The sequence below is a fragment of the Vibrio nigripulchritudo ATCC 27043 genome (assembly GCF_000222685.1).
Classification (GTDB): Bacteria; Pseudomonadota; Gammaproteobacteria; order Enterobacterales; family Vibrionaceae; genus Vibrio; species Vibrio nigripulchritudo.
This window is the reverse complement of sequence record NZ_AFWJ01000312.1, coordinates 1-22,176: the sequence shown is the minus strand read 5'-3', so window position 1 is coordinate 22,176 and position 22,176 is coordinate 1. Positions and strand designations below refer to the sequence as shown.

29 protein-coding genes are annotated in these 22,176 nt (G+C 45.3%); 21 read left to right on the top strand and 8 right to left on the bottom strand.

Annotated elements, in window-relative coordinates:
- The coding region (gene yjjG / locus RH89_RS26345; protein ID WP_004408604.1) for a pyrimidine 5'-nucleotidase at positions 1–522 on the top strand (522 nt) is incomplete at its 5' end.
- 121 nt (positions 523–643) lie between these two features.
- Complete coding sequence (locus tag RH89_RS30020) at positions 644–808, top strand: hypothetical protein (RefSeq protein WP_004408602.1); 165 nt, start codon at positions 644–646, stop codon at positions 806–808.
- Here the strand turns inward: RH89_RS30020 and RH89_RS26340 are convergent.
- Positions 805–1,227, bottom strand: a complete 423-nt coding sequence (locus RH89_RS26340) for a GFA family protein (RefSeq protein WP_038147465.1) — start codon at positions 1,225–1,227, stop codon at positions 805–807. The two genes, RH89_RS30020 and RH89_RS26340, sit on opposite strands and share 4 nt — an antisense overlap.
- Before the next feature lie 171 nt (positions 1,228–1,398).
- Here RH89_RS26340 and RH89_RS26335 point away from each other — a divergent pair, with 171 nt between their 5' ends.
- The 7 genes from RH89_RS26335 to RH89_RS26305 all read left to right on the top strand — a co-directional run bounded on the left by RH89_RS26335 (position 1,399) and on the right by RH89_RS26305 (position 4,981).
- On the top strand, positions 1,399–1,977 hold the full coding sequence (locus RH89_RS26335) for a TetR/AcrR family transcriptional regulator (protein ID WP_004408592.1): 579 nt from the start codon (positions 1,399–1,401) through the stop codon (positions 1,975–1,977).
- Positions 1,977–2,267, top strand: a complete 291-nt coding sequence (locus tag RH89_RS26330) for a YciI family protein (protein ID WP_004408591.1) — start codon at positions 1,977–1,979, stop codon at positions 2,265–2,267. Before RH89_RS26335 ends, RH89_RS26330 begins: the two co-directional genes overlap by 1 nt.
- Before the next feature lie 2 nt (positions 2,268–2,269).
- Positions 2,270–2,878: a DNA-3-methyladenine glycosylase I gene (locus RH89_RS26325; protein ID WP_004408589.1), complete on the top strand. Its 609-nt coding sequence runs from the start codon at positions 2,270–2,272 to the stop codon at positions 2,876–2,878.
- Between the two features lie 107 nt (positions 2,879–2,985).
- Positions 2,986–3,378, top strand: coding sequence for a hypothetical protein (locus tag RH89_RS26320; protein WP_004408586.1), 393 nt, complete (start codon positions 2,986–2,988; stop codon positions 3,376–3,378).
- Between the two features lie 72 nt (positions 3,379–3,450).
- Positions 3,451–3,912 (top strand): GNAT family N-acetyltransferase, encoded by a 462-nt coding sequence (locus RH89_RS26315; protein ID WP_004408583.1) that lies wholly within the window; start codon positions 3,451–3,453, stop codon positions 3,910–3,912.
- A gap of 46 nt (positions 3,913–3,958) precedes the next feature.
- Positions 3,959–4,327, top strand: a complete 369-nt coding sequence (locus tag RH89_RS26310) for a hypothetical protein (protein WP_004408582.1) — start codon at positions 3,959–3,961, stop codon at positions 4,325–4,327.
- 9 nt (positions 4,328–4,336) lie between these two features.
- Positions 4,337–4,981: a glutathione S-transferase family protein gene (locus RH89_RS26305; RefSeq protein ID WP_004408580.1), complete on the top strand. Its 645-nt coding sequence runs from the start codon at positions 4,337–4,339 to the stop codon at positions 4,979–4,981.
- On the opposite strand, the gene RH89_RS26300 is transcribed toward RH89_RS26305, so the two are convergent.
- A complete protein-coding gene (locus RH89_RS26300; RefSeq protein ID WP_004408579.1) occupies positions 4,978–5,463 on the bottom strand; it encodes a GNAT family N-acetyltransferase in 486 nt (161 codons plus the stop codon). The genes RH89_RS26305 and RH89_RS26300 overlap by 4 nt on opposite strands.
- Before the next feature lie 120 nt (positions 5,464–5,583).
- Between RH89_RS26300 and RH89_RS26295 the strand changes: the two genes are divergently transcribed.
- Both RH89_RS26295 and RH89_RS26290 read left to right on the top strand, forming a co-directional pair.
- Positions 5,584–6,387 (top strand): AraC family transcriptional regulator, encoded by an 804-nt coding sequence (locus RH89_RS26295; RefSeq protein WP_004408578.1) that lies wholly within the window; start codon positions 5,584–5,586, stop codon positions 6,385–6,387.
- Positions 6,388–6,483: 96 nt separating this feature from the next.
- On the top strand, positions 6,484–7,095 hold the full coding sequence (locus RH89_RS26290) for a LysE family translocator (RefSeq protein WP_004408577.1): 612 nt from the start codon (positions 6,484–6,486) through the stop codon (positions 7,093–7,095).
- A 65-nt stretch (positions 7,096–7,160) separates the two neighbouring features.
- Here the strand turns inward: RH89_RS26290 and RH89_RS26285 are convergent, their stop codons facing one another.
- Entirely contained in the window at positions 7,161–7,604 is a 444-nt protein-coding gene (locus tag RH89_RS26285) for a DoxX family protein (protein WP_004408576.1), read from the bottom strand.
- Between the two features lie 221 nt (positions 7,605–7,825).
- On the opposite strand from RH89_RS26285, the gene RH89_RS26280 reads away from it, so the two are divergent.
- The 5 genes from RH89_RS26280 (at position 7,826) to RH89_RS26260 (ending at position 9,994) form a co-directional block, all read left to right on the top strand.
- Entirely contained in the window at positions 7,826–8,320 is a 495-nt protein-coding gene (locus RH89_RS26280) for a GNAT family N-acetyltransferase (RefSeq protein ID WP_004408575.1), read from the top strand.
- Between the two features lie 18 nt (positions 8,321–8,338).
- A complete protein-coding gene (locus tag RH89_RS26275; RefSeq protein WP_004408574.1) occupies positions 8,339–8,668 on the top strand; it encodes a gamma-glutamylcyclotransferase family protein in 330 nt (109 codons plus the stop codon).
- Between the two features lie 158 nt (positions 8,669–8,826).
- On the top strand, positions 8,827–9,108 hold the full coding sequence (locus tag RH89_RS26270) for a DUF1428 domain-containing protein (protein ID WP_004408572.1): 282 nt from the start codon (positions 8,827–8,829) through the stop codon (positions 9,106–9,108).
- Between the two features lie 79 nt (positions 9,109–9,187).
- Entirely contained in the window at positions 9,188–9,571 is a 384-nt protein-coding gene (locus RH89_RS30710; protein WP_004408570.1) for an MAPEG family protein, read from the top strand.
- Positions 9,572–9,643: 72 nt separating this feature from the next.
- Positions 9,644–9,994: a hypothetical protein gene (locus RH89_RS26260; RefSeq protein ID WP_004408568.1), complete on the top strand. Its 351-nt coding sequence runs from the start codon at positions 9,644–9,646 to the stop codon at positions 9,992–9,994.
- A gap of 82 nt (positions 9,995–10,076) precedes the next feature.
- Here RH89_RS26260 and RH89_RS26255 read toward each other — a convergent pair whose 3' ends face one another.
- The 3 genes from RH89_RS26255 to RH89_RS26245 all read right to left on the bottom strand — a co-directional run bounded on the left by RH89_RS26255 (position 10,077) and on the right by RH89_RS26245 (position 13,615).
- Complete coding sequence (locus RH89_RS26255; protein ID WP_004408562.1) at positions 10,077–10,553, bottom strand: outer membrane beta-barrel protein; 477 nt, start codon at positions 10,551–10,553, stop codon at positions 10,077–10,079.
- 111 nt (positions 10,554–10,664) lie between these two features.
- Positions 10,665–11,807 carry an FMN-dependent L-lactate dehydrogenase LldD gene (gene lldD, locus RH89_RS26250; RefSeq protein ID WP_004408560.1) on the bottom strand — a complete coding sequence of 381 codons (1,143 nt, stop codon included), beginning with the start codon at positions 11,805–11,807 and terminating at the stop codon, positions 10,665–10,667.
- A 119-nt stretch (positions 11,808–11,926) separates the two neighbouring features.
- Positions 11,927–13,615: an L-lactate permease gene (locus RH89_RS26245; RefSeq protein ID WP_004408558.1), complete on the bottom strand. Its 1,689-nt coding sequence runs from the start codon at positions 13,613–13,615 to the stop codon at positions 11,927–11,929.
- A 544-nt stretch (positions 13,616–14,159) separates the two neighbouring features.
- Here RH89_RS26245 and RH89_RS26240 point away from each other — a divergent pair.
- Complete coding sequence (locus RH89_RS26240) at positions 14,160–15,191, top strand: S66 family peptidase (RefSeq protein WP_004408556.1); 1,032 nt, start codon at positions 14,160–14,162, stop codon at positions 15,189–15,191.
- Between the two features lie 30 nt (positions 15,192–15,221).
- Here RH89_RS26240 and RH89_RS26235 read toward each other — a convergent pair whose 3' ends face one another.
- Positions 15,222–16,124, bottom strand: coding sequence for a LysR family transcriptional regulator (locus RH89_RS26235; protein WP_004408554.1), 903 nt, complete (start codon positions 16,122–16,124; stop codon positions 15,222–15,224).
- A 95-nt stretch (positions 16,125–16,219) separates the two neighbouring features.
- Between RH89_RS26235 and RH89_RS26230 the strand changes: the two genes are divergently transcribed.
- The 4 genes from RH89_RS26230 to RH89_RS26215 all read left to right on the top strand — a co-directional run bounded on the left by RH89_RS26230 (position 16,220) and on the right by RH89_RS26215 (position 21,708).
- Complete coding sequence (locus tag RH89_RS26230) at positions 16,220–17,218, top strand: NADP-dependent oxidoreductase (RefSeq protein WP_004408552.1); 999 nt, start codon at positions 16,220–16,222, stop codon at positions 17,216–17,218.
- 213 nt (positions 17,219–17,431) lie between these two features.
- On the top strand, positions 17,432–19,048 hold the full coding sequence (locus RH89_RS26225; RefSeq protein WP_004408550.1) for an alpha/beta hydrolase-fold protein: 1,617 nt from the start codon (positions 17,432–17,434) through the stop codon (positions 19,046–19,048).
- Between the two features lie 19 nt (positions 19,049–19,067).
- A complete protein-coding gene (locus RH89_RS26220) occupies positions 19,068–20,999 on the top strand; it encodes a TonB-dependent receptor domain-containing protein (protein WP_004408549.1) in 1,932 nt (643 codons plus the stop codon).
- 142 nt (positions 21,000–21,141) lie between these two features.
- Entirely contained in the window at positions 21,142–21,708 is a 567-nt protein-coding gene (locus tag RH89_RS26215; RefSeq protein WP_004408547.1) for an MAPEG family protein, read from the top strand.
- A 24-nt stretch (positions 21,709–21,732) separates the two neighbouring features.
- Here RH89_RS26215 and RH89_RS26210 read toward each other — a convergent pair.
- On the bottom strand, positions 21,733–22,176 hold a 444-nt coding region (locus RH89_RS26210), incomplete at its 5' end, for a GFA family protein (protein ID WP_206536154.1).

The following is a 22,176-nucleotide window of genomic DNA, read 5'->3' as shown; positions in this document are numbered from 1 at the left end:
AAATACCAAGACGGTGAAATAAATGCGAAACAGCTACAAGAAGATCGTTTCGTAATCTGGGGACAGAAGCTTAGCTTGCATCCGTCTGAATTAAATGAAAAATTCCTTGATGCGATGGCAGACATTTGCCAACCACTGCCTCATGTTCCTGAAGTTTTAGAGTTGATAAGCAAGAAAGCTAAACTGGGAATCATCACAAATGGCTTTACTCAACTTCAAAGTATCCGTCTGGAAAAAACAGGTTTGAGCCAATATTTTGAACATGTGATTATCTCGGAAGAAGTCGGGATTGCTAAGCCAGACGTGGCTATTTTTGATGCCGCTTTTGAAAAGATGGGGCATCCAAATAAAGACAAAATTCTAATGGTAGGGGATAACCCTCACTCAGACGTGTTGGGTGGTTTGAATGCAGGCATCGAAACATGCTGGCTCAATACTGAAGGGGCAAACAGACCCGAAGGTATTGACCCACATCACGAAGTAAAATGCTGGAAAGAACTGCAGCAATTGCTGCTTCCATAAGCAATCTAAAATGCTGCAACTGGAAATAAAATACAGGACAGCATTTTATTGTTTTATATCAGGATTATCGAAAAAGCGCTGACTTACTATTACCTTGTCTATTTCAAAGAGGGTTACCGTTATGAAGCGCTTTTTTCCTTCCTCTGTTATGCTCACTCCCTTCGTTGTCCGATACTACAATCAAGACAACGCACTGTACGAATCAGAGCACATTCACTCTGATAACGATGAAATAAATGAAGCAAAGCCTGAACGAGAAGAATCGGCGGAGCCGAGCTTAAGCTAGTCAAATCGTGAGCTATCTCTGCCTTGTTCGAATTTGGGTAAGTCATCTTGATCTGAATACCAGTCGGCTTTCGATGACATAAAAATGTGAGCGTCTGGCGTCACGGGAACGTGGTCATCTAAGGCGCTCAATGCGATCTCAATGCTGCCTCTTTCTGATTTTGGAGATTTAAAAGCCAGGCTAGAGCCACATTCCTCACAAAAGGTTCTTTCTGTTCCATTTTGAGCGGTATATTTTCTTAAAAGCAAATCACCCGTTAACCAACGAATACGACCTCTCGGTACGTTAATAAAAGTGCTGAACGCAGCACCGTGAAACTTACGACACATCGAGCAGTGGCAATGTCCTACCTGAGAATCAAATTGGGTGATTTCAAATGTTACCCCGCCACACAAACAGCTCCCTCGATATTTTCTCATATCGCTTTCCTTTTATAATTGTTGTGCAGGACTTTGACATAAACGCACATCGCCTTCCTACCGCTGATTTTCTAGTATGTGATCGAGATCTACGACAGAATTGGGACAATTGTCCTATTTTAAAATTAGTGAGTTAGGTCAATTGTCCTAAAGTTGGATCTGGAGACAGAAATGGCGGGTACCAAAAGACAGGAAATTGTAGAAGCGGCAGACATGCTCTTCTATCAGAATGGCTATGAATATACCTCGTTTGCCGATATTGCATCGGCAGTGAACATATCGCGCGGTAATTTCTATTATCACTTCAAGTCGAAAGACGACATTCTGACGGCTGTGATTGCCAGGCGTTTTGAAAATACAGAGAGCATTCTGGAGCAATGGGAATCAGCCAGCGACGCCCCTGAAGAAAGGATCCGCAGTTTTATCCATATTCTGATCGCCAATAAATCCAAAATTAAACAGTTTGGTTGTCCGGTTGGCACACTCACCACGGAATTGAGCAAGCTGGAACACCCGGCTTTACCAGATGCAAACCGACTGTTTGGTCTGTTTAAGAGCTGGCTTATCGTTCAGTTTGAGGCATTGGGCTTTCAGCAGGAATCGCCAACACTTGCCATGCATTTGCTTGCCAGAAGCCAAGGGGTTGCCACTTTGAACAACGCCTTTAAGGATGATGAATTTATCGAATTTGAAGTGGCACAAATGTGCGACTGGCTGGACGAAAAAATAAAGAGTAGGGAGATACACTGATGTTTGTTGTTTCATTAAAACTGACTGGCGCGATGGAGCTGGTAAAACAGCATATGCAAAACCATAAGGCTTGGTTAGACGAAGGCATAAAAAACGGAACGTTTGTTTTAGTAGGTAACCTAAAACCTGGACCGGGCGGTGCGTTATTTGTTCGGGGGACAAATCGGGAAGAGCTAGAGGCAAAGCTTTCGGAAGATCCATTTGTTCGGGAGAAGATTGTCGAAGTCAGTATCATCGAAATCGAAGCTCACACAGCCAGTGATTCTCTGAACTGTTTGATAGGAAAATAATCATGACAAACACAGTAGAAGGACCTGACGGTTTGCCGCGGTGCAGTTGGTGCGCAGCTGCTCCGGACTTCTTTGAGTATCACGATAAGGAATGGGGCTTTCCAGTTGGTGATGACCAGCGATTGTACGAGAAGATCTGTCTAGAGAGCTTTCAGTCGGGGTTAAGCTGGCGAACCATTCTTTCGAAAAGAGACAATTTACGTGCGGCATTTGAACAGTTCGATTTTTACAAAGTGGCCAAATTCGATGAAAGTGATGTCGAGCGTCTTCTTCAGGACGCAGGAATCATCAGGCACCGAGGCAAAATTGAAGCCGTAATCAACAACGCAAAGCGAGCGGTGGAAATGGTCGAACAGGAAGGTTCACTGGCAGTGTTCATGTGGCGTTATGAAGCTAAGTGTGACGAAAATTTCGTACCTCAGTCTCAGTCGACTTCCCCGGAATCGAAAGCACTGTCAAAAGAACTCAAGAAACGAGGCTGGAAGTTTGTCGGACCGACCACCGCATATGCGTTTATGCAGGCGATGGGGTTGATCAACGACCATGCTAGCGAATGCTCTATGCGTCCGGCTGTGGATGCCGCCAGAGCCGCTTTCAAAGTGCCATCATGATCTTTATCTTTCGGTTTGCGCCGCGACCTGTTTCTCAATTATGAGCCTATAACAGAGGACGAATATCGGTATAGTGAGTCCCTCAAATGTTAGAGGGACTTAACAGAATGAAAGTGTTGGTAGTACTGGTGTTGGCAGTGGTTCTTGGCTGGTTTGGGAAGGATGTGCATTCTCAACTGGCGGTACGAAATGCATCAGAATCAGATGCGCTGTTATCACAGGTACTCAAACACGCAAATGTACCACTGAGACAAGAGCAACGCGCCTGCTATTACAACAGTGAAACTGTGGGAGATGTTGTTGCGAGCCTGGTGAGCAACAACATGCAAAATCACATAAACCGCTTAGACGCAGGCTGTTTTGAGCAAACTTGCACTATTTCCTTATCCAGTTGCCTTCCATGGGAAACCAGTGAGTGCGATCAAACCTTGTTGAAGTACGAAACGGCGCAAAATGGGTTAATTAAACCTGAAACATTTCAGTGTATATCGATACCTTAATTTCACCTTAAAATCACCTTAATATGAATGTGTTACCTTTGACTCCCTCGAAGTTTAGAGACAAGGAGTCACATGAAAGTTGTACCGCTTTATTCCCATTCCCCCGGCGTTCCTGAAATCATCCAAGACATCGATCATCTCATGAATTCTCTGTATCCAGCAGAATCAAACGATTTACTTCCTCTGGATAAGTTAGACGACGATAACGTGTATTTTGCTGGTATATACGATGGTGACGTTTTGTCTGCCTGCGGCGCTGTTGTTTTTAAAAAGGACAACGACGAGTATGGTGAGTTTAAACGCATTTATGTGAAGCCAGAATTTCGTGGTAAAGACCAGGCAAAACGCGTTTTAAAGCACTTGATCGATGCTACGTCCAATCGTTTTGTCTCAGTTCTCAGGCTGGAAACGGGAAACAAGCAACACGCTGCCATCAAGTTGTACGAATCATTGGGTTTTCGTGAAAGGAATGAATTTGGCGACTACCAGTATGATCCCCATTCGGTTTACATGGAACTGCTCCTGAACCGTTGATTGCTCTTATCCCGTTCTCCCTCAGGTCAATATCAAGGAAATACAAATGGCAAAACAGCAATATGGTGAAATTAACGATGGAGTTCGGTCTGTCTGGGACATAGAAAGAATATGGACACTTGCTGAGGCATTACCAACCGAAGAAATCGCCATTGATGATATTTGTGGTCCTGACGAAGTCACTTGGTTTAGCTTAGATGGACCTCTACCGACTTGTCGAAACATCGCCAAACATTGCGAGAGGATCATTAACGCGGATTTGTCTTATCCCGTCATTTTAACGGAAGATTTTCGGGTTTTTGATGGTATGCACCGTATCGCGAAATGCATAATGGAAGGAAGAACCACCATTCAGGCAAAACGATTTCCGACAAACCCAGAACCTGATGAAGTGCAAGAAATCGACTCTAAGTAAGGACACGTTATGTACACACTTTACTACTACCCAAACAATGCCAGCTTAGCCCCTCACTTTCTTCTGCATCATATGCAGTTACCTTATGAGCTGGTGTTAGTCGACAAAAAGTCGAATTCACAAAAATCTGCCGAGTATTTAAAGCTGAACCCGGCTGGTCGCATTCCGACATTGATCGACGACGGTCAACCCATTTTCGAGAGCCCGGCCATTTGCATGCATCTTACGGAAAGCCACCCAGAACACGGGCTGATACCACCTGTAGGTGACAAAGCCAGACCGCTGTTTCTCCAGTGGCTGGCTTACCTGAATAACACGCTACAGACTGAGTTGATGGTGTATTACTACGCTCATCGTCATACCAATGATGAAAGTACAGTAGAGAACGTGAAAGCGGCACAGGAAGTCCAGATCGCCAATGCGCTATCCGTTATTGATGAACAACTCGCAAAGCACAAATACCTGATAGGTGAGCAGCTTACGGCGGTTGATTACTTCCTGTTTATGCTAGCTGAATGGTCTCTGCCAGTGGAGAAGAACCCGTTAACGTTCCCCAATCTGGCGGCGTATCTAAAATCACTCAGCCAGCACCCGACGATTCAGGCGGTGTGTAAAATCGAAGAAATGGATATTACGGTTTTCAACAGAGGCTAGAAATTCAGAGTCATGTCAAACCAGGATGCACCACCATGGCATGACTCCGATTTTCCTCGAAGAACGAAGCCGTGGTGCTGATAAAACGGGATAAGGTGCTCTTTACAGGTAAGAACCATTCCTTCAAGTTCACGCTGACGGCAAATCTGAATCAAGTGTTTGGTGAGTTCAGAAGCGTATCCTTTACGTTGGTGCTGTGGGTCAACCGCTAGTCCGAAAACCGTTTGAAATGCGCCGTCAGGATTATGAAGATTCGCATCTTCAAATAATTCGTCTGGGAGTTCAGGAAGGTGATAGCGACATCCGTTAATATGCCCGACGACCTGATTATCGATTTCTAAGACAAAAAAGCACTCCGGAAAAACATCAAATCTTTTAGTGAATGATTCTAATGACGCAGCTTCACTTTCGGGAAAGCAGAGAGATTCAATGTCAGAGATTCTTTTTATGTCAGAATGTAGAGCAGGTCTAATGGTTGGCATGAGTACTCCTTTTGCAGTTCAACCTTCTTTCAGAATATAAGATTGGGTTAAGTTTCAGAAAAACAATGATTACTTGCTGAGCGAGTGATACTTTAAAGCGAATTCGAAAAAGGAATCAGATTGGAAACCGCGAAGATATGGAAGAGCGAACACTTTTCTGGGATTGAACTGTTGTCCGCTAATTACAACAAGTTCGAGTTCGCTAAGCACTGGCATGATGAACTGGCTATCGGGTTAATAGAGGATGGCGCCGAAGGGCTTCTCTACCGAGGTCAGAATATTGTTGTTCCCAAAAATCATATCGTTACCATTAACCCTTCTGAAATCCACACGGGTTATGCGAGCTGTAACGATGGCTGGCGGTATCGCATGTTTTACTTCGATCTCGATACCATCCATCAACTCTTCGAGCATGCTGGGCGGTCAGTCGATCCAATACTAGACAAACCTGTCATTGATGATCTTGAGTTGTTTTCCGAGTTACAGCAGCTTCACCTGTCCTTAGAACATTCCAGTTTCAACCTAACCAAAGATTCTTTACTGGCAGTTGTGCTTGAAAAGCTCTTTACCCGTTATGGGTCGATGTCTGTCAATGCCTCGGCGAAACTGAAAAGTGACAAGAGTGCGTTAAAGGTTCGTGAATACCTGTTGGATAACTGGCAATTAAATGTGTCGCTAGACGAGCTGGAAGATGAAACACAGAAGTCCAGGTTTCAACTGATCCGCGCTTTCAAAGCGTCTTATGGAATTACCCCTCATCAGTTTCTGCTTTTGGTGAAAGCCCATAAAGCCAAACAGCTTTTAGCGCAGGGCAACAGTTGTGTTGAAACCTCCTTAGCTTGTGGCTTTTACGATCAAAGCCATTTCAACCGAAACTTCAAACGCGCTTTTGGTGTCACGCCCAAAAACTATGTCATTCGTTAGGGCAACAGACTCTAGTCACAGCTAAGTGCAATTTTGTACAAGAGGCAGAATACTCGTTGAATTATCCTTCTTTCAAAATGCAAAAGGAGGTAAAGCATGAGCTTATTTGTCATTTGGTTAGGTGTGATGTTTCCATTGGTGTTTAGCCCGGGACCTGCGAACATCATCTTTGCGGCTTCAGGTGCAAGAGTTGGTTTAAGAAAATCATTGCCACTCGTCGCCGGTGTTGATCTTGTTTTTCTGGTGAAGTCTTTAATCATTGGGTTTGGTCTCGGACAGGCGGTTCAGAGCTACCCGACCGTGATGAATATTGTGCAGCTACTGGGAGCTGGCTATTTGATCTATCTGGCAGTGATGTTTGTAAAAAGCGCCAAGCAGACTTCTGATGGAGAGCAGAAAGTATTTGGATTTGTCGATGGCTTGGTGGTTCAGTTGCTGAACAGTAAAGGCTGGCTGATGGTGTTTCTGATGTTTTCACTGTTTAGTGAGCAGGCACAAAGCGCTTTTGGCGAGCAGGGAGTCTTGGTGCTGGTGGTGTGGCTCGCGATATTGAATGTATCAATGCATCTAGTATGGGTAAAAATGGGCTATTGGTTATCCAAGGTCAGCAGTAGTGAGCGATATGCCAAAGGGCTAAACCTGTTTTATGCCGCTTGCCTGCAGGGGGTATCTCTTGGTTTGATTATTCAAAACCCACTCTGGTCATAGTTAGGGCGAACAAAGCTAATTGCTAATAGCTAACAAAGGCGCAGACTCTGTCTGCGCCTGTATATTTAAGCCAGTTTCTTGACCAGTGATTCGTCCAGTGCCAGTTTTCCTGAGCCGGAAATAGCCAGAGACACAGAAGCTGCAAGCAAAGCCAGCCCGAACTCGTAACCATTGTTCGAAAGGAATAAGCCGTTTTCAAAATGCACGGAAAAAATGGCAACAATCATGGTAAATGCCGTCACTATTGCCGCTGGGCGAGTCAATATACCGAGAATTAGGAACAGACCACCAAAGAATTCTGCGCTACCCGCTAGAAACGCCATCAGTACGCCCGGTGCCAGACCGATAGGTGCCATCCACTGCCCGGTTCCTTCAAGACCATATCCGCCAAACCAGCCGAATAATTTTTGTGCACCATGCGCCATTAGTATGATGCCAACAGGAATTCGCAATGCCAAAGTGCTGAAACCTGCGGTGCTTAGAGTGATCTGTTTTAGGAAACTTTTCATATTAACCTCAATAAATTCGAATAAGACTATTTTCGCTAACCCCTTTGATTAGCTGTTGAAAGTCATCTTATAGAGTTCTTTTCTAGCGGTTAATGGGAGTTTGTTGACGGGTTTGTTCGAAAATTTAGAATGAACTATATTGCTCGTTGAGTTACTTGACATTAACAAAGTGTCGTTGCTTCATTGAGCTTGTTATCATTTTCAAAAGGATTTGAGTTGATATGGAAATCAGATACATAGAATCGCAAGACATTGAGGCGATCACGAACATTTATAATTACTTTATTGCCAACAGCACTGCGACTTTTGAGGAGCGATCCATTTCCCCAGAGGAAATGAACAGCAGAGTCGGAAAAGTTCAGGGGCAGGGTCTGCCATGGATTGTCATCCTCGATAGCGAAAGAGTGGTTGGCTATGCCTACGCAGGATTATGGCACGCACGAAGTGCCTATCGGTTTACGACTGAATCGACGATTTATGTATCTCCCAATGCTTCAGGTCGAGGTGTGGGAAAAAAGCTGTATTCACATTTAATTTCCATCTTAAAAGCCCGAGGAATGCAAAGTGTTATTGGCGTGGTGAGTTTGCCTAATGCTTCCAGTGTCGCTCTGCACAAGTCTCTGGGTTTTACTCAAGTCGGCGAGTTCAAAAAAGTAGGCACTAAGTTTGGAGACTGGATTGATGTCAGTTACTGGCAACTTGATTTGAAAGAATAATCAGAACCAGAGGATGAGATGAAAAGGTTGTTTGTTTACGGGACACTGGCACCTGGTCGACCCAATGCGCATATTCTTGAGGATGTGCAAGGTGTCTGGCAAGAAGGGTTTGTGCTGGGCACATTAAAACAGGAAGGGTGGGGCGCAGATTTAGGCTACCCAGGTATTGATTTGTCTCCCCATGGAGAGAAAGTGCAGGGCTTCGTTTTTGAATCCGATGATCTTACCCAACACTGGCAGCAACTAGACGAATTTGAAGGACCCGGTTACGAGCGAGTTCTAACGTCTGTAGAGCTTAAAACGGGCGAAAGAGTCAGTGCCTACATCTACCAGCTTAAGAAACCCTAAACATCGTAACTTTATCGCCTATTTGAGACTGGCAGACCTCTTAAATTCGCATAGTCTTAACAGGAATGTGTCGATAAGGAAATGACGATGAGTTATGTAGATGGATTTGCGGCAGCGGTGCCGCAAGAAACAAGCAAAAGTACATTGACCACGCCTTAATGGCGGCAGGGTTATTCAAAGAGCTTGGTGCGTTGTCTGTGGTTGAGTGTTGGGGAGACGACATACCAGAAGGGGAGCACACCGATTTTTTCAAAGCCGTAGATTGTCATGAAGGAGAGGTAGTCTGTATTTCATGGGTAATCTGGCCATCCAAACAGGTGAGAGACGCTGCCTACCCGAAAATGATGGAAGACCCAAGGTTTGACCAAGAGAAACACCCTATGCCTTTTGATGGTAAACGGATGATTTATGGCGGCTTTGATATGATTGTGAGCGAGTAAGATTAGTTGCCACAACACCTTGCGTCGTAGGTTGTTAATCCTAGCAACCTATGGCGTTTGTTTTTTCTAAGGGAATTTTATGATAACCGGGATTTATCTATCGATACTGACATTTGTCTATATCACATTGTCTGCCAGGACAATCACAGCCAGAAAACAAACCAAAATCGCCGTTGGTGCAGGAGAAAGTAAAAAACTGTTAAGAGCCTCGCGAGCTCATGCTAACTTTGCCGAATACGTGCCCTTAACGATTATATTGCTGTTCGCAATTGAATATCTGGGTGGTAATGGGTATTTCCTTCACATTGCGGGTGCCCTTATGGTGCTAGGACGGGTAGTTCACGCTTATGGGATTTCTCAGTTGAAAGAACAGCTCAACTTTCGAGTGTTTGGCATGTTATGTACTTTTATTTGCATGACGCTAAGTTCTTGTTATTTATTGTATCTTTCACTGATAAATTAATGTGAATTTAATATCTAATCCATAGAATTCCATCCTCTAAATATAAAAATCATCAGAGCTAGGTAAACAACAATGGATTGGCTAATTGATCCGAGTCTGCAGGAATACTGTGAATTGGCTCAGGAATTTGAACCCTGCGTAAGGCAAGCGTTAAGTAAGGTTCTTGCGTGGGTGTTTTTCGTATACAGCATGGTGGGCACGTTGGTCTCGATATATGTCATTGGCTTCTTTATGGTCACGGGCATTACCGTATTCGATGACGGGAAGAGGCGATACATGCCAATGAGGCTGAAAGTCAGCTATGTTTTGGTGATGTTTTATGTGTTCCCGATTTTTTATGCCGCATTTATCAAAGACATTTTAGCGATGAGCGACAGGACGAAAGAAAAGGGAAAGAGAACCCGAGTACACGGTTGTTATTGAATCGTAGTGGTATATACGGATGTAATAGTAAACAGGCTGCCAATGGCAGCCTGTTTTGATTCGATTGTCAGGAATGATGAACTTAGAATCTCAGCTGGAACTCTGCGTACATTGAGGACACCTGACTTTTCGCATTGAAGATCTTGTATCCGGTATTTACCTGAATATGTTGAGTTAAACGCAGCCCCAACTCCGCACCATAGGAAATACCAAATTTGTTATCTTTGTCTTTCTCACTTTCCTGAAAGAAATAGTTAGTGCCAAACACGCCTGCGACATGCATGGTATCGCTCAGTGGAAGCGTTGGTTTCAGGTTCCAGGCGATGCTGGAAATATCGTAACCACCGTGCTTGCCTAAATCGGTATAAAGCCATTCTGATGATGCGGCAAAAGTACTGCCCAAAGGAAAGGTATGCCCGAAACTCGCACTTAATCCCGTTTTATCGCCGCTGTTTTCCGAAGTGGAAATATTGTAGCCCGCACCAAAGTAGTAACCTTCTTCAGCTTGAGCAAAAAACGAAAGGGATAGCAGAGCCAGAGGCAATAAGGATTTTTTCATGGATATTGATAACGTGGATGAACAGGAGGGGCGTATTTTGGCGGCGAATAATAAAAAATGCGAGAGATTTTGTTAAACCTCTCACATTTTTTTATTAGGACGAAGTATTGATTACTTATCCAACTTAACCAGAAGATCCGAAGAAATGTCAGAAATGCTTTTCGAACCTGTCAGAGTCATCGCCACTCGCATCTCTTTTTCATAGAGATCCAGAAGGTTCTCAACCCCTTTTCCGCCCTGAGCTGCCAGCGCATAAACAAACGAGCGCCCTAACAGAGTGAAGTCTGCTCCCAGAGCTAACATGCGAACCACATCCAGACCCGTGCGGATACCTGAATCCACCATGATCTTCAAGTCACCTTTCACAGCATCGGCGATGTTTGGTAAAGCGCGAACCGTCGACAATACGCCGTCTAGCTGACGTCCACCATGGTTCGATACTACGATGCCGTCTGCACCAAATCGGACTGCGTCTTTGGCGTCTTCTTCATCCAGAATACCTTTGATGACCATAGGACCATCCCAGAAATCACGGATCCACTCCAGGTCTTTCCAGCTAATGGACGGATCGAAGTTCGCACCAAGCCAGCCGATGTAGTCTTCTAACTTAGTTGGTTCTCCGCGATAGGCAGAGATGTTCCCTAAATCGTGTGGTTTGCCCAATACGCCTACATCCAGCGCCCAGCTTGGATGAAGCATGGATTGGAAAACACGGCGAGCCGCGGCGTTCGGTCCACTCATGCCAGAGTGCATGTCACGGTAACGAGCGCCCGGAACAGGCATATCTACGGTGAATACCAGTGTGGTTACGCCAGCGGCTTTTGCACGTTCCAGTACGTTTTTCATAAAACCACGGTCTTTCAAGACATAAAGCTGGAACCACATAGGGCGCTCAATAGCCGGAGCGACTTCTTCAATCGGGCAGACAGAGACAGTAGACATGGTGAATGGAATGCCTTTCTTGTCTGCCGCTTTTGCAGCCTGAACCTCGCCGCGTCTTGCGTACATTCCTGTCAGACCCACAGGAGCAAGACCGATTGGCATTGACATTTTTTCGCCAAAAAGTTCGGTATCCAAACTCAGTTCAGACATGTCACGTAACACGCGTTGACGCAGGGCAACATCAGACAGATCGTCTGTGTTGTGTTTTAACGTGTGTTCGTTGTATGAACCACCGTCGATGTAATGAAACAAGAACGGAGGCAATTTAGCTTTTGCTGCAGCGCGATAATCAGTAGATGCGGAAATGATCATATTTTCAGTCCTGAATAGTAAAAGTTAACTCTTGTTTTTCTGGGCGTTGAGCAAGATAAGAGCTAAAAAAAGCAGTAATACTTGTTTTTATGGCGGGCTTTAAAGCCCGCTCTGTTTATTTACATTAATGCGTCGGTCATATTGAACCCGTAGATAACGACCATGCCAATCACACCCGTTACTACAAGGTAATAGAAAGTTGGAATGACCGTTTTGCGCAATGTCGCACCTTCACGACCAAGCAGACCAACCGTTGCGGATGCAGCAACCACATTGTGGATGGCAATCATGTTACCCGCAGCCGCGCCTACAGCCTGAAGGGCAACGACAACCGCGCTCGAAATGGACAGCGTTTGCGCCACTTCAAACTGGAATTGGCTAAACATCATATTAGAAACGGTATTCGAACCCGCGATAAACGCACCCAAAGCGCCGACAGTTGCACTCAAAGCAGGGAAAGCTTCGCCTACCAGACCCGCCGCAAAATTTGCTGTGGTGACTGGCATACTCGCCAGATCGGCTCCGTTAATGCCTGAGTTAATGAAGATTCGAACCATAGGAATGGTGAATACCAATACAAACCCGGCACCGATCAGTGTCTTGCTTGATTCGCCAAACGCTTTTACCAACGGTGTGGCGCTACGCGACTGGATAAGCACAGCAAGGAAAGCCACGAATACCAGAATGCCACCAGGTAGATAAAGAGGCTGAATCGCAGTGCTAATGCCTGTTTCACCAAGGATGTTACCAAAGGAAAGGCTGACACTTTGAAGTAGCGATTTGAGCTCAGCGCTTACACGGCTGGCAACAAGAATAACGGCAAGTAATACGTACGGAAGCCAAGCAACAACAAGGCTCATCGGCTTGCCTTTGTTGTCGTCCAGTTCAATTTTTAGCGTACCAAGCCATTCAGCCTGCCATTTGTCTTCGCTTTCGAAATCCCACTTGGATTTAGGCACTAGGAAGCCATTCTTTGCCGCTGTTACCACAATCGCCAGACCAACCAGTCCACCAATCAGAGACGGGAATTCAGCGCCAAGGAAAACACCTGTCAGGGCATAAGGAACGGTGAAAGCAATACCTGCAAACAGCGCAAATGGAAGAATATCCAACCCTTCAGTCCAGCTACGGTTTTTACCAAAGAAACGAGTCAGCATCATCGCCATCAGAACTGGCATCAAAGTACCTACAGTGGCATGAGTCAGCGCGACACTAGAAGTAATCTGCTGTAAGTAAGCTTCCCAGGTAGAGCCATTGGCAATCAGCGCTTCGCTGATGTTGTGGGTATCCAGACCTTTATTTACCCCAACGATGATTGGCGTTCCAACTGCACCGAAAGATACGGGAGTAGACTGAATCATCATGCCCATTAGAACGGCAGCTAGTGCAGGGAAGCCGATAGCCACCATTAATGGCGCTGCAATCGCAGCTGGCGTACCAAACCCTGAAGCACCCTCAATAAAGGAACCGAAACACCAGGCGATGATAATGGCCTGAACTCGGCGATCTGGAGAGATATTGGTGAAGCCATTACGTATGGTCGCAATCGCACCGGTGTGTTTTAAAGTGTTAAGTAAGAAGATGGCACCGAATACGATCCAAAGGACAGACACCGTAATGCCTAAACCCTGAAATACGGAAGCAATGACACGGTTTGCCGACATGTCCCAAAAGACAAGCGCAATCGCAACGGTTAAAGCAAAAGCCACAGGCATGGCTTTTTTGGCTGGCCAGTTAAGACCAACTAAAAGGATTGCCGCCACCACAATAGGTGAAAAGGCAATTAGGGCTAAAAGTGTTTCACTCATGGATACAACCTCTTAAAGGCATCAGACAGTCATTTCTACTGAAATGTACAGATCTGAGTAATTTTTATACTTGTGTTATTTATGTTAATTCGGCGTGAATGTAGCGCTTTCGTTTTTATTGATATAGGGAATAAATGAAAATGATTAGTTCCAAAAGTGACATAATACTAATGGGTATTGGCAGCGGTATCCCGGCTTGTTGAAAGGTTTTTTGGGCTGTCGAAACTGATGAGATTAAAGTAATTCCATTTTAAATCATTGAGATAGGCATGTGTCGCTGCCTTGTGTTGGACTGCTTTATAAAGTTCTTATTGTTTCGAGAAAGGCGCAAATCCAAGTTGTAGCCTGAGCGTTACAAAGGTTATCTCAATATTGATAATGTGAAGTTGGTCGTCAGGGAAGTTCCATTAAGACGTAGACACCACCGAATTTTTTCCTGAGCTATCAGCTTTTTGTCTTCTTTTTATTTGGTAAAGCGTTTCCTCTGGTATTGAGCTAGTCATTTGTTTACATTGGATTTTTCACTAACAGCGGAATGAAACCTATGAAGTACCCTTTACCTCTAGTGGCAGGAAGCACGATTGCCATCACTGCTCCGTCTTCTGGTATTCAGCCAGAGCATGAAGCGCGGCTCCAGTATGTTAAGTGCTATCTCGAAAATCTTGGTTTTCAAGTGGTAGAGGGGAAATGTCTCAGAGGTAACCACAAAAGTGCCAGTGCGCCAGCCGATGAGCGAGCTGACGAATTGATGGCATTTCTTCAGGACGACAATATCGATGCCATTGCTCCTCCTTGGGGTGGGGAGTTAGCGATGGAGTTACTGCCACTGCTGGATTTTGAAAAACTAAAAGATGTTAAGCCGAAGTGGGTAATGGGCTTTTCAGACATCAGCACTTTAACCGCAGTATTGACAAGCCAGTTGGGCTGGGCAACCGCGCACAGCCCGAACCTGATGGATTTGACAGATAATGCTACGGAGCGTCTAACGGCGCAAACTTTCCAACATTTCAATACTGAACGCGGCGGCGATTTTGAACAGGTTTCTTCCCTTGCACATACAAGGAGCTGGCCGCCAATTTCGGCAAACCCACAAGCCGTCTTAAACCCTGATACCCCAACTCAGTGGAAGTGGCTTACTGAACCGACACACTCCAACACGATAGAGGGAAGGTTGATCGGTGGCTGCTGGGATACATTGGTTCATCTATTTGGTACCAAGTATCTGGATTTGCAAAGTATGAAAAGTCAGTCGGATAAAGGCGTACTGCTTTATCTGGAAAATGCCGAAATGTCGCCAATGGATCTGACGCGAGCCATACTTAGCATGAAGTTCAAAGGGGTATTTGAATGTATTGATGGGCTACTGCTAGGCAGAAACGCCGTGGTCGATTCTGATGCCGATTCAGCGCTGACCTATGAAGACGTGTTAAACAGACACTTAAGCCAGCTTGGTATTCCGGTTATGTTTGACCTAGATATTGGTCATGTTCCACCGAATCTGACTTTGATTAATGGTGCTGTCGCCTCTGTTTCGCTGGAGGATGGTGTCGGGAAAATTATTCAGAAACTGGTCTGAGTAACTTATTGAATCTAAGCAAATACCAATTTAGAAGCCGCGAACTTTTTCAGTAATGAAATCTACTGCGGCTTTTATTTTAGGAATGGAGTATTCCAGTTTCTGGTAGAGAAGAAATATAGCCAGATCCCGACCCACGCTCACCTGAACGGGATCATCAAACGTCAGTTCTACCAAATCCCCGCTATCGAATACTGGCTGTAAAACCCATCGAGGCAGCATCAATATACCTTGCCCCTGAATCGCCTTTTGCAGTAACCACTCTCCGTTATTTGTAACCAATTTCGGATTGCCAGAGACATCCAGCCACTCTCCGTTTATTTCAGTCAGCCAAGGCGTTGGCCCTACTGGTGTTTTGAAAAACAAACCCTGGTGATGTTTCAATTCCTGTGATGAACATGGAGAACCGTGATTTGCTATATAGGTCGGCGAGGCAGCCACAACAAAATCGTTATCCATTAACCTGACGGCGACAACACGTTCATCCGGTGCATAACCACCTCTGATTGCGATATCCACATCGTCTTTTTCAAGCTTTGATAGCTGATCACTAAGCACAACATCCAGTGTTATTTCTGGATATAGGGCAGAAAATTCATCCAGAATAGGAAGCAGAATACTCTCACCAAATCCCACCATCGCACTGATTTTTAGCGTACCAGTTGGTGCTGCCTGATAACTCTTTACCATTTGATCTGATTGGCTGACCTGTTCAAGAATTCCTTTTACCTGCTTGAGATACTGCTCTCCAACTTCAGTCAGGGCAACAGAACGGGTACTTCGCGTGAGTAGCTGCGCACCAAGATCGGATTCCAGATCTGAAATACGTCGTGAAATGGAAGAGGCAGGGACTTTAAAACGTTTGGCCGCTGCCGAGAAGCTGCCGTTCTCGGCGGTTTCCACAAAGTAAGAGAGAGCTCGGAATTTATCCATATTATTGTCTTTTTAACAAAAGTGATTCGCTATATGTAGGCTATTTGCAATGAATCAAATGTGCAATACTGCCTGCGAAAATTAAGGAGATAAGCATGACTCTGTATAAAGAAATTCTTTTGACTCAACGTCCTGATGGCAGTCCAATTGGTCCCCAACTTTTTGAAGTCGTTGAGAATGAAATCCCGACACCCGCCGAAGGGGAGTTTCTGATTAAGCAAACTCACATGTCGATGGATCCGGCAATGATTGGCTGGATGATGCCAGATGAAGAGAGCTACATTCCTCCAGTGGCGTTAAACACACGTATGCGTTCCAGCGGTTTCGGCGAAGTTGTCGCTTCTAACCATCCTGACTTTGTTATTGGTGACAAAGTTATGGGCATGATGGGCTGGACAGAATACACCCTAAGCAGCGGTCAAGGTGTCAACAAAGTACAAAGTAATATCGACCCTGAAACCGCGCTCGCTGTGTTCGCATTACCCGGGCTAACTGCCACTCAGGGTCTGTTTAATGTTGGTAAACCAAAGTCCGGTGAAACACTGGTTGTAACGGGGGCTGCGGGTTCTGTGGGCTCTATTGTCGGTCAACTGGCTAAAGCAGAAGGATTACGAGTAATCGGTGTGGTTGGCAGCGATGAAAAAGCGGACTGGATCGTTAACGAATTGGGTTTTGATGGCGCAATTAACTACAAGACAGACGATTTGAAATCCAGACTTGCTGAGCTGACACCGGACGGTGTCGATGTGTTCTTCGAAAATACGGGCGGCCCGATTCAGCATCATATTTTCGATCGCATGAATGCCCATGGCCGAATCGTAGTGTGCGGTATGATAGCCGACTACACGGCAGCGGAACCTTCTGCCGGACCAAACTGGATTCCTCTTATCAAGAAGCGCATAACCGTACAGGGATTCGCTATGCCAGACCACTATGGCGACATTCCTGACCTACTGCAAAAGCTGACGCCTTATGTTATGCAAGGGAAAATTAAATACCGGACTCACGTTTTAGAAGGATTGGAAACGGCGATGTCGGCGATGAACCTCTTTTTCACAGGTGAGAACAAAGGGAAGCTTCTTATTAAGCTGTAAAACGAGTCAAAAAGACCACCAAGCGGTAGCAGATTGCTGCCGCTTTTCAGTTTCGCTCAATCAAAATTTATGCCTAATTTTGCTGGCTATTTGCCTATTGAAATAGTCATAAAGAGGGGCAATCTCAAATATGTAACACTTCTTTACCTATTGATAAGTCTACGTATAATCGCGCCAATTTTCTGACAATGATAATCATTACCATTTGCGATTATGAAAAACGTGTTCTCGGTTTCGGCAGCTTGTCTATCTCTGGGTTTGGTCACTTCTGGTGTTATTTCTGCGGAGCCTAAAGGTGAGCAGATCTATTCGGTAGAAGATGCGCCGAATCGGATTCAATTAGAAGTGAAAACTCGTGAGACTACTCGCATTTTTCTGACGACTCAGTCAGAGAAATACTTAAGAGGAGAGATTGAAAGTCAGTCAGCGTTATCCAAAGTCAAGGTGAGGGATGAATCCGGTTCTTTTGAGCGGACCTTGCTGACCAACGATTCTGAATCTCCGATATTTCTCCATCTTCAAAAAGCAGGGAAATATACCCTTCAGATTGAAGCGGGAAATGAGAATGCCAACGTTACTGTCAGTCTTGCTACTGTGCCTCTTAAGCCTGATCAAATTGTCAATCCGAAAGCACCTCCAATCAGCCCAGACCTCGTCGCCTTACAAAAAGATCTCCTGAAAGGGAAAACGTCGGCTGAGAAAGTGTTTTGGGAAAAGGTCAGTCAAAAAGGGACACCATACATTGAGCCCCATGACGCTGAAAATGTGTCAGTCACGTTTCTCTGGAAAGGGAAAGCGAATAATGTCCGATTGTTAGGTGCACCATACGATGGTCACGCCTACCTTTCAAAATTAGAAGGTGCAGACCTGTGGCATAAGACTTATGTAGTGCCAAAGGACTTCAGGCTTTCGTACCGAATGTCTCCGAATATACCTCAGCTTGAAAATCCGAAAGGAAGAGAGCAGCGGATGGCGGTACTGGCGAACTTACAACTCGACCCGAACAACCTTCATCCTTGGGACATTCCTGAAGAAGGGATTGCTTTGTCGACCGTCACTCACGGTCACCCGCCGAGTGGTGATTGGTTGGATGAAAACACCGAAAATGCTGGAACTGTCAGCGAATACGAATTTGACAGTGAGCAATTTGGTAACACAAGAAGTGTTGCCATTTATCGACCATACAATGATAAGGCGCTTGAAGCTGACGCACCTTTACTGATTTTGTTTGACGGCGATTCCTATCTACATCGGGCGAAAACACCGAAATTGCTCGACTACCTTATCGAGACTCAGCAGATTCCGCCTATGCGAGCGGTCTTTCTAAACAACCCCTCTCAGAAATTAAGAGGTGTTGAGCTTACCCCAAACCCTGATTTCGCCAGGATGCTCGCAACAGAATTCATGCACTGGTTAAGCCAGCATCATCAAATTACACCGAAAGCCGAGAACACCGTGCTTTCTGGCTCAAGCTACGGTGGGTTGGCGTCTCTCTATATAGCATTTCAGCACCCCAACGAGTTTGGCAAAGTGCTCAGCCAGTCAGGATCTTTCTGGTGGTCACCGAAAGGAGAGCCTGGCATGTGGTTGAACCGTGAAATCGAAGAAAACACCAGAAAGCCAATTCGGGTTTACCACAATGCTGGTGTATTCGAACTTCTTCCGGATTTCGCCAACATCTTAGAAACCAATCGACATATGCATGACGTGCTCGAAAGAAAGGGCTACGACGTGACGTTTAAGGAATTTGCCAGCGGACACGATTATTTCAGTTGGCGCATCACATTGGCAGACGGGCTGACAAGCTTGTTTCCAATGTCAGTAAAGTAGCAAGCATAAAGGAAAAATAATGAAATTGTTGAAGTTGAGCTGCGCAGTGGCAGCCGCTCTTTCGGTAGCTCCAGCCTTGGCTCAGGAAAATGATGAAGTGATGGTAGTAACGGGAACATCCAGTCAGGTTTCTGTTCATCAGGCTCCGGCGTCTGTCACCGTGGTTACCAGTGAAGAGATCAATAAAATTCCTGCAACAGATATTACCGATGCTCTAGGTAAATTAGCGGGTCTTCAAGTAGAAAACTTTGGTGGCTCAGAACCGTCGATCAAAATCCGTGGTTTGGATTCCGCCTATACCCTGCTGTTAGTCAACGGCAGAAAAATTAGCTCGAAAGATGCGATTGTTCGTGGATCTTTCGACATGTCGAGTATCCCTCTAAGCGCCATTGACCGCGTTGAAGTGGTTCGTGGTCCTATGTCTACCCTGTACGGCAGTGAAGCGATTGGCGGTGTCGTTAACGTCATTCTCAAAGAACCAACGGAAGAAACCTTCGTAGCGGGTTCTGTGGGTTACAAACACCCACAAAATGGCGGCGGCGCATTAAAAAATGGCAGCATTTTTGTTAGTGGTTCACTGGTGCCAGATACAATTTTGTACCACGCTAATGTGGATGTCAGCGACAGAGACGCATGGGAGATTGATGATAAGAACGTAAAATACTCCAATCTTCAGGAGTCTCAGAAGCGTTTAAGTGTTGATACAACGGTGACCTGGCTAGCGTCTGACCGCGATAAAGTGTTGTTCGACCTTGGCTTTATGAAGGATGACCGTGTAGCACCTTTAGACGATCGCGACGCTAATAAATACAAGAGTGAGCGAGTCAATGTTGGTGTCGGTTACGAACGCGACTGGGATTGGGGTATCAACAGTTTCAACTATTACTACGAAGACACCAAAATTCTGGAAGACAACTCCCATCCAGATTTAAAAGGTGAAATGACGGGTACTCAACGCAACCACAACCTGGATGGGAAAGTGGTATTTGCTCTTGATAATCACTCAATCACAACCGGATTCGATTTCAGCCGCACGGAAATTTCTCATACCAAATTCTACACAGATAATGAGACGAACCAGCAAGGTGCCATTTACGTTCAGGATGAAATTTCGATTGCTGATCCTCTAACTCTAACCGTGAGTGGTCGTTACACTAAGCACAATGAATTTGGCACACACTTTAGCCCTCGTGCTTACCTTGTCTTCCAGGCGACAGACAATCTGACGCTTAAAGGGGGATATGGTGAAGGCTTTAAAGCACCGAATATCTGGCATTCCTCAGACAAACTTCTGATGATCAGTTGTGGAGGACGTTGTTACCTTCAGGGTAACCCGGACCTTAAGCCTGAAACGTCAAAATCTTTCGAGCTAACTGCTGTGTACAACCAGCCAACATGGTTTGTTCAAGGCACAGCATTCCACAATCAGCTGAAAGATATGATCAGCAGGGATAGACATTCCACTGTTGGTATCGCACCTGATGGTAAGAAGATCATTTCGATGATCAATATTAACGAGGTGGAAACCAAAGGTATCGAGATTGATGGTGAAGTCGATCTGTCTGATTCTGTATACCTGACAGCGAACCTGACGTACACAGACGCTAAGGATAAGAAAACCGACGAGAAACTGGCTTACACTCCAGAGGTCATGGCGAATGCAGGTCTGAACTGGCTTGCCACCGATGAGTTGACCTTGTTTACAGACGTAAAATACACCGGTGATCAGGTGTATGCGCATTACGACCGTGCGACCAAAACTTCCGAAGTACGTGATTTGAAGCCATATACGACTATCGATTTGGGTGGTAGCTACCAGGTCAATAACGACTTCAAGATTAAGGCGGGTGTCACTAACATCACCGACCATCGTTTGTACGAGCAGGAGAACGACTACAACAATGTAGATGTGGGCCGCGCATTCTACGCCGCTGTAGATTTTGAGTTTTAAGTCTTAAACTCGAAATGGATATAAGTGCTCAAGCCTCTCAGAATTCTGGGAGGCTTTTTTAATATCAAATTTCACTTTAACAGTGGATAATCACTCATCAGGTTCATGGAAAAACCACTCTTTCAGATACAAGGAAGACTTCATGAGTGAATTAGATGAAAAGCAAAAGAAGTACATGAAATTTGTGCTTATTTACCCGTTTGTTGTCTTAATCATTGGCGTTGCAGTAAACCTGCTCATTACCAACATTCCTCCTTTGGTTCCCTCAATTCCTTCCACTCCTGTACTGAGCTCCTTAGCCATATCGGGCGTATTACTTGCCATTAATCACGCCTGGTTAATGACGGCGACAGAAACCACTCGGGTCAGGTACAAACTCTATGCGACGCCGGAAGAATGGGAAGCCAGCGATTACAGCAAACAGGATGCAACTCAAGTGGCGTGGCAGGAATTGGAAAGAGCTCATAACGCTCACCGAAACGCAACGGAAAACACGGTGTGTTTCTTAGCGGTCGCATTACCATTCCTGTTTGTTTCTCCACCAAGCATTATTGCGTATGTCTGGGTGGTGGGATTTGCACTGGCGCGGTTGGGATACACCTACGGCTATCTGAGTGGAAACGACAACTTTCGCTCTATTTTCATGACTCTGAGTCTTTTGGCGTCATTTGGAATTGGAAGTTATTTGTTTATTGCTTTGATTCAATAAGCCGAGTTCATGTACATATTCACCCTAGCTGGATTGAGTAAACAGGGCGAAAACTTCTTCCGAAGTCAGGGTTTCTGATTCGTCTTCAAATGAGTAATAGCCTGGCTTTCTGTCGATAAAGTATTGTGTCTCCATTGTCATTTGGGCAAAGGAGGCAAAATGCCCAGCAGGAATGTTAAACGTTCCGGTGTTCACAAACCGACTGTACATGTGGCTGCCACATTCTTTACAAAAAGCGCGACGTGCCCATTCAGAAGAGCGAAACTCCTTCACGTGCTCTTTGCCCAGAACCACCACATTTTCCCCACACGGCGCCATCATTGTTGGTCCTCCATTCCATGTCTGACACGAAGAGCAGTGGCACACAGAAAATCGTTCCGGCAAATGAGTCAGTTGGAGCGTAACGAGACCGCATAAGCATTTGATATTGATAGGGGAGTGCATAGCTTGATTTCCATAGTTTGATGA

What these genes read in the sequence shown, in the direction of transcription:
- RH89_RS26335 (WP_004408592.1), top strand. Translation starts at nt 1,399, where the DNA reads ATGGCGGGTACCAAAAGACAGGAAATTGTAGAAGCGGCAGACATGCTC.
- RH89_RS30020 (WP_004408602.1), top strand. Translation starts at nt 644, where the DNA reads ATGAAGCGCTTTTTTCCTTCCTCTGTTATGCTCACTCCCTTCGTTGTC.
- RH89_RS26305 (WP_004408580.1), top strand. Translation starts at nt 4,337, where the DNA reads ATGTACACACTTTACTACTACCCAAACAATGCCAGCTTAGCCCCTCAC.
- RH89_RS26235 (WP_004408554.1), bottom strand. Translation starts at nt 16,124, where the DNA reads ATGGATAAATTCCGAGCTCTCTCTTACTTTGTGGAAACCGCCGAGAAC.
- RH89_RS26320 (WP_004408586.1), top strand. Translation starts at nt 2,986, where the DNA reads ATGAAAGTGTTGGTAGTACTGGTGTTGGCAGTGGTTCTTGGCTGGTTT.
- RH89_RS26290 (WP_004408577.1), top strand. Translation starts at nt 6,484, where the DNA reads ATGAGCTTATTTGTCATTTGGTTAGGTGTGATGTTTCCATTGGTGTTT.
- RH89_RS26225 (WP_004408550.1), top strand. Translation starts at nt 17,432, where the DNA reads ATGAAAAACGTGTTCTCGGTTTCGGCAGCTTGTCTATCTCTGGGTTTG.
- RH89_RS26340 (WP_038147465.1), bottom strand. Translation starts at nt 1,227, where the DNA reads ATGAGAAAATATCGAGGGAGCTGTTTGTGTGGCGGGGTAACATTTGAA.
- RH89_RS26275 (WP_004408574.1), top strand. Translation starts at nt 8,339, where the DNA reads ATGAAAAGGTTGTTTGTTTACGGGACACTGGCACCTGGTCGACCCAAT.
- RH89_RS26270 (WP_004408572.1), top strand. Translation starts at nt 8,827, where the DNA reads ATGGCGGCAGGGTTATTCAAAGAGCTTGGTGCGTTGTCTGTGGTTGAG.
- RH89_RS26220 (WP_004408549.1), top strand. Translation starts at nt 19,068, where the DNA reads ATGAAATTGTTGAAGTTGAGCTGCGCAGTGGCAGCCGCTCTTTCGGTA.
- RH89_RS26310 (WP_004408582.1), top strand. Translation starts at nt 3,959, where the DNA reads ATGGCAAAACAGCAATATGGTGAAATTAACGATGGAGTTCGGTCTGTC.
- RH89_RS26245 (WP_004408558.1), bottom strand. Translation starts at nt 13,615, where the DNA reads ATGAGTGAAACACTTTTAGCCCTAATTGCCTTTTCACCTATTGTGGTG.
- RH89_RS26240 (WP_004408556.1), top strand. Translation starts at nt 14,160, where the DNA reads ATGAAGTACCCTTTACCTCTAGTGGCAGGAAGCACGATTGCCATCACT.
- RH89_RS26230 (WP_004408552.1), top strand. Translation starts at nt 16,220, where the DNA reads ATGACTCTGTATAAAGAAATTCTTTTGACTCAACGTCCTGATGGCAGT.
- RH89_RS26315 (WP_004408583.1), top strand. Translation starts at nt 3,451, where the DNA reads ATGAAAGTTGTACCGCTTTATTCCCATTCCCCCGGCGTTCCTGAAATC.
- RH89_RS26300 (WP_004408579.1), bottom strand. Translation starts at nt 5,463, where the DNA reads ATGCCAACCATTAGACCTGCTCTACATTCTGACATAAAAAGAATCTCT.
- RH89_RS30710 (WP_004408570.1), top strand. Translation starts at nt 9,188, where the DNA reads ATGATAACCGGGATTTATCTATCGATACTGACATTTGTCTATATCACA.
- RH89_RS26255 (WP_004408562.1), bottom strand. Translation starts at nt 10,553, where the DNA reads ATGAAAAAATCCTTATTGCCTCTGGCTCTGCTATCCCTTTCGTTTTTT.
- RH89_RS26280 (WP_004408575.1), top strand. Translation starts at nt 7,826, where the DNA reads ATGGAAATCAGATACATAGAATCGCAAGACATTGAGGCGATCACGAAC.
- RH89_RS26215 (WP_004408547.1), top strand. Translation starts at nt 21,142, where the DNA reads ATGAGTGAATTAGATGAAAAGCAAAAGAAGTACATGAAATTTGTGCTT.
- RH89_RS26260 (WP_004408568.1), top strand. Translation starts at nt 9,644, where the DNA reads ATGGATTGGCTAATTGATCCGAGTCTGCAGGAATACTGTGAATTGGCT.
- RH89_RS26330 (WP_004408591.1), top strand. Translation starts at nt 1,977, where the DNA reads ATGTTTGTTGTTTCATTAAAACTGACTGGCGCGATGGAGCTGGTAAAA.
- lldD (WP_004408560.1), bottom strand. Translation starts at nt 11,807, where the DNA reads ATGATCATTTCCGCATCTACTGATTATCGCGCTGCAGCAAAAGCTAAA.
- RH89_RS26325 (WP_004408589.1), top strand. Translation starts at nt 2,270, where the DNA reads ATGACAAACACAGTAGAAGGACCTGACGGTTTGCCGCGGTGCAGTTGG.
- RH89_RS26285 (WP_004408576.1), bottom strand. Translation starts at nt 7,604, where the DNA reads ATGAAAAGTTTCCTAAAACAGATCACTCTAAGCACCGCAGGTTTCAGC.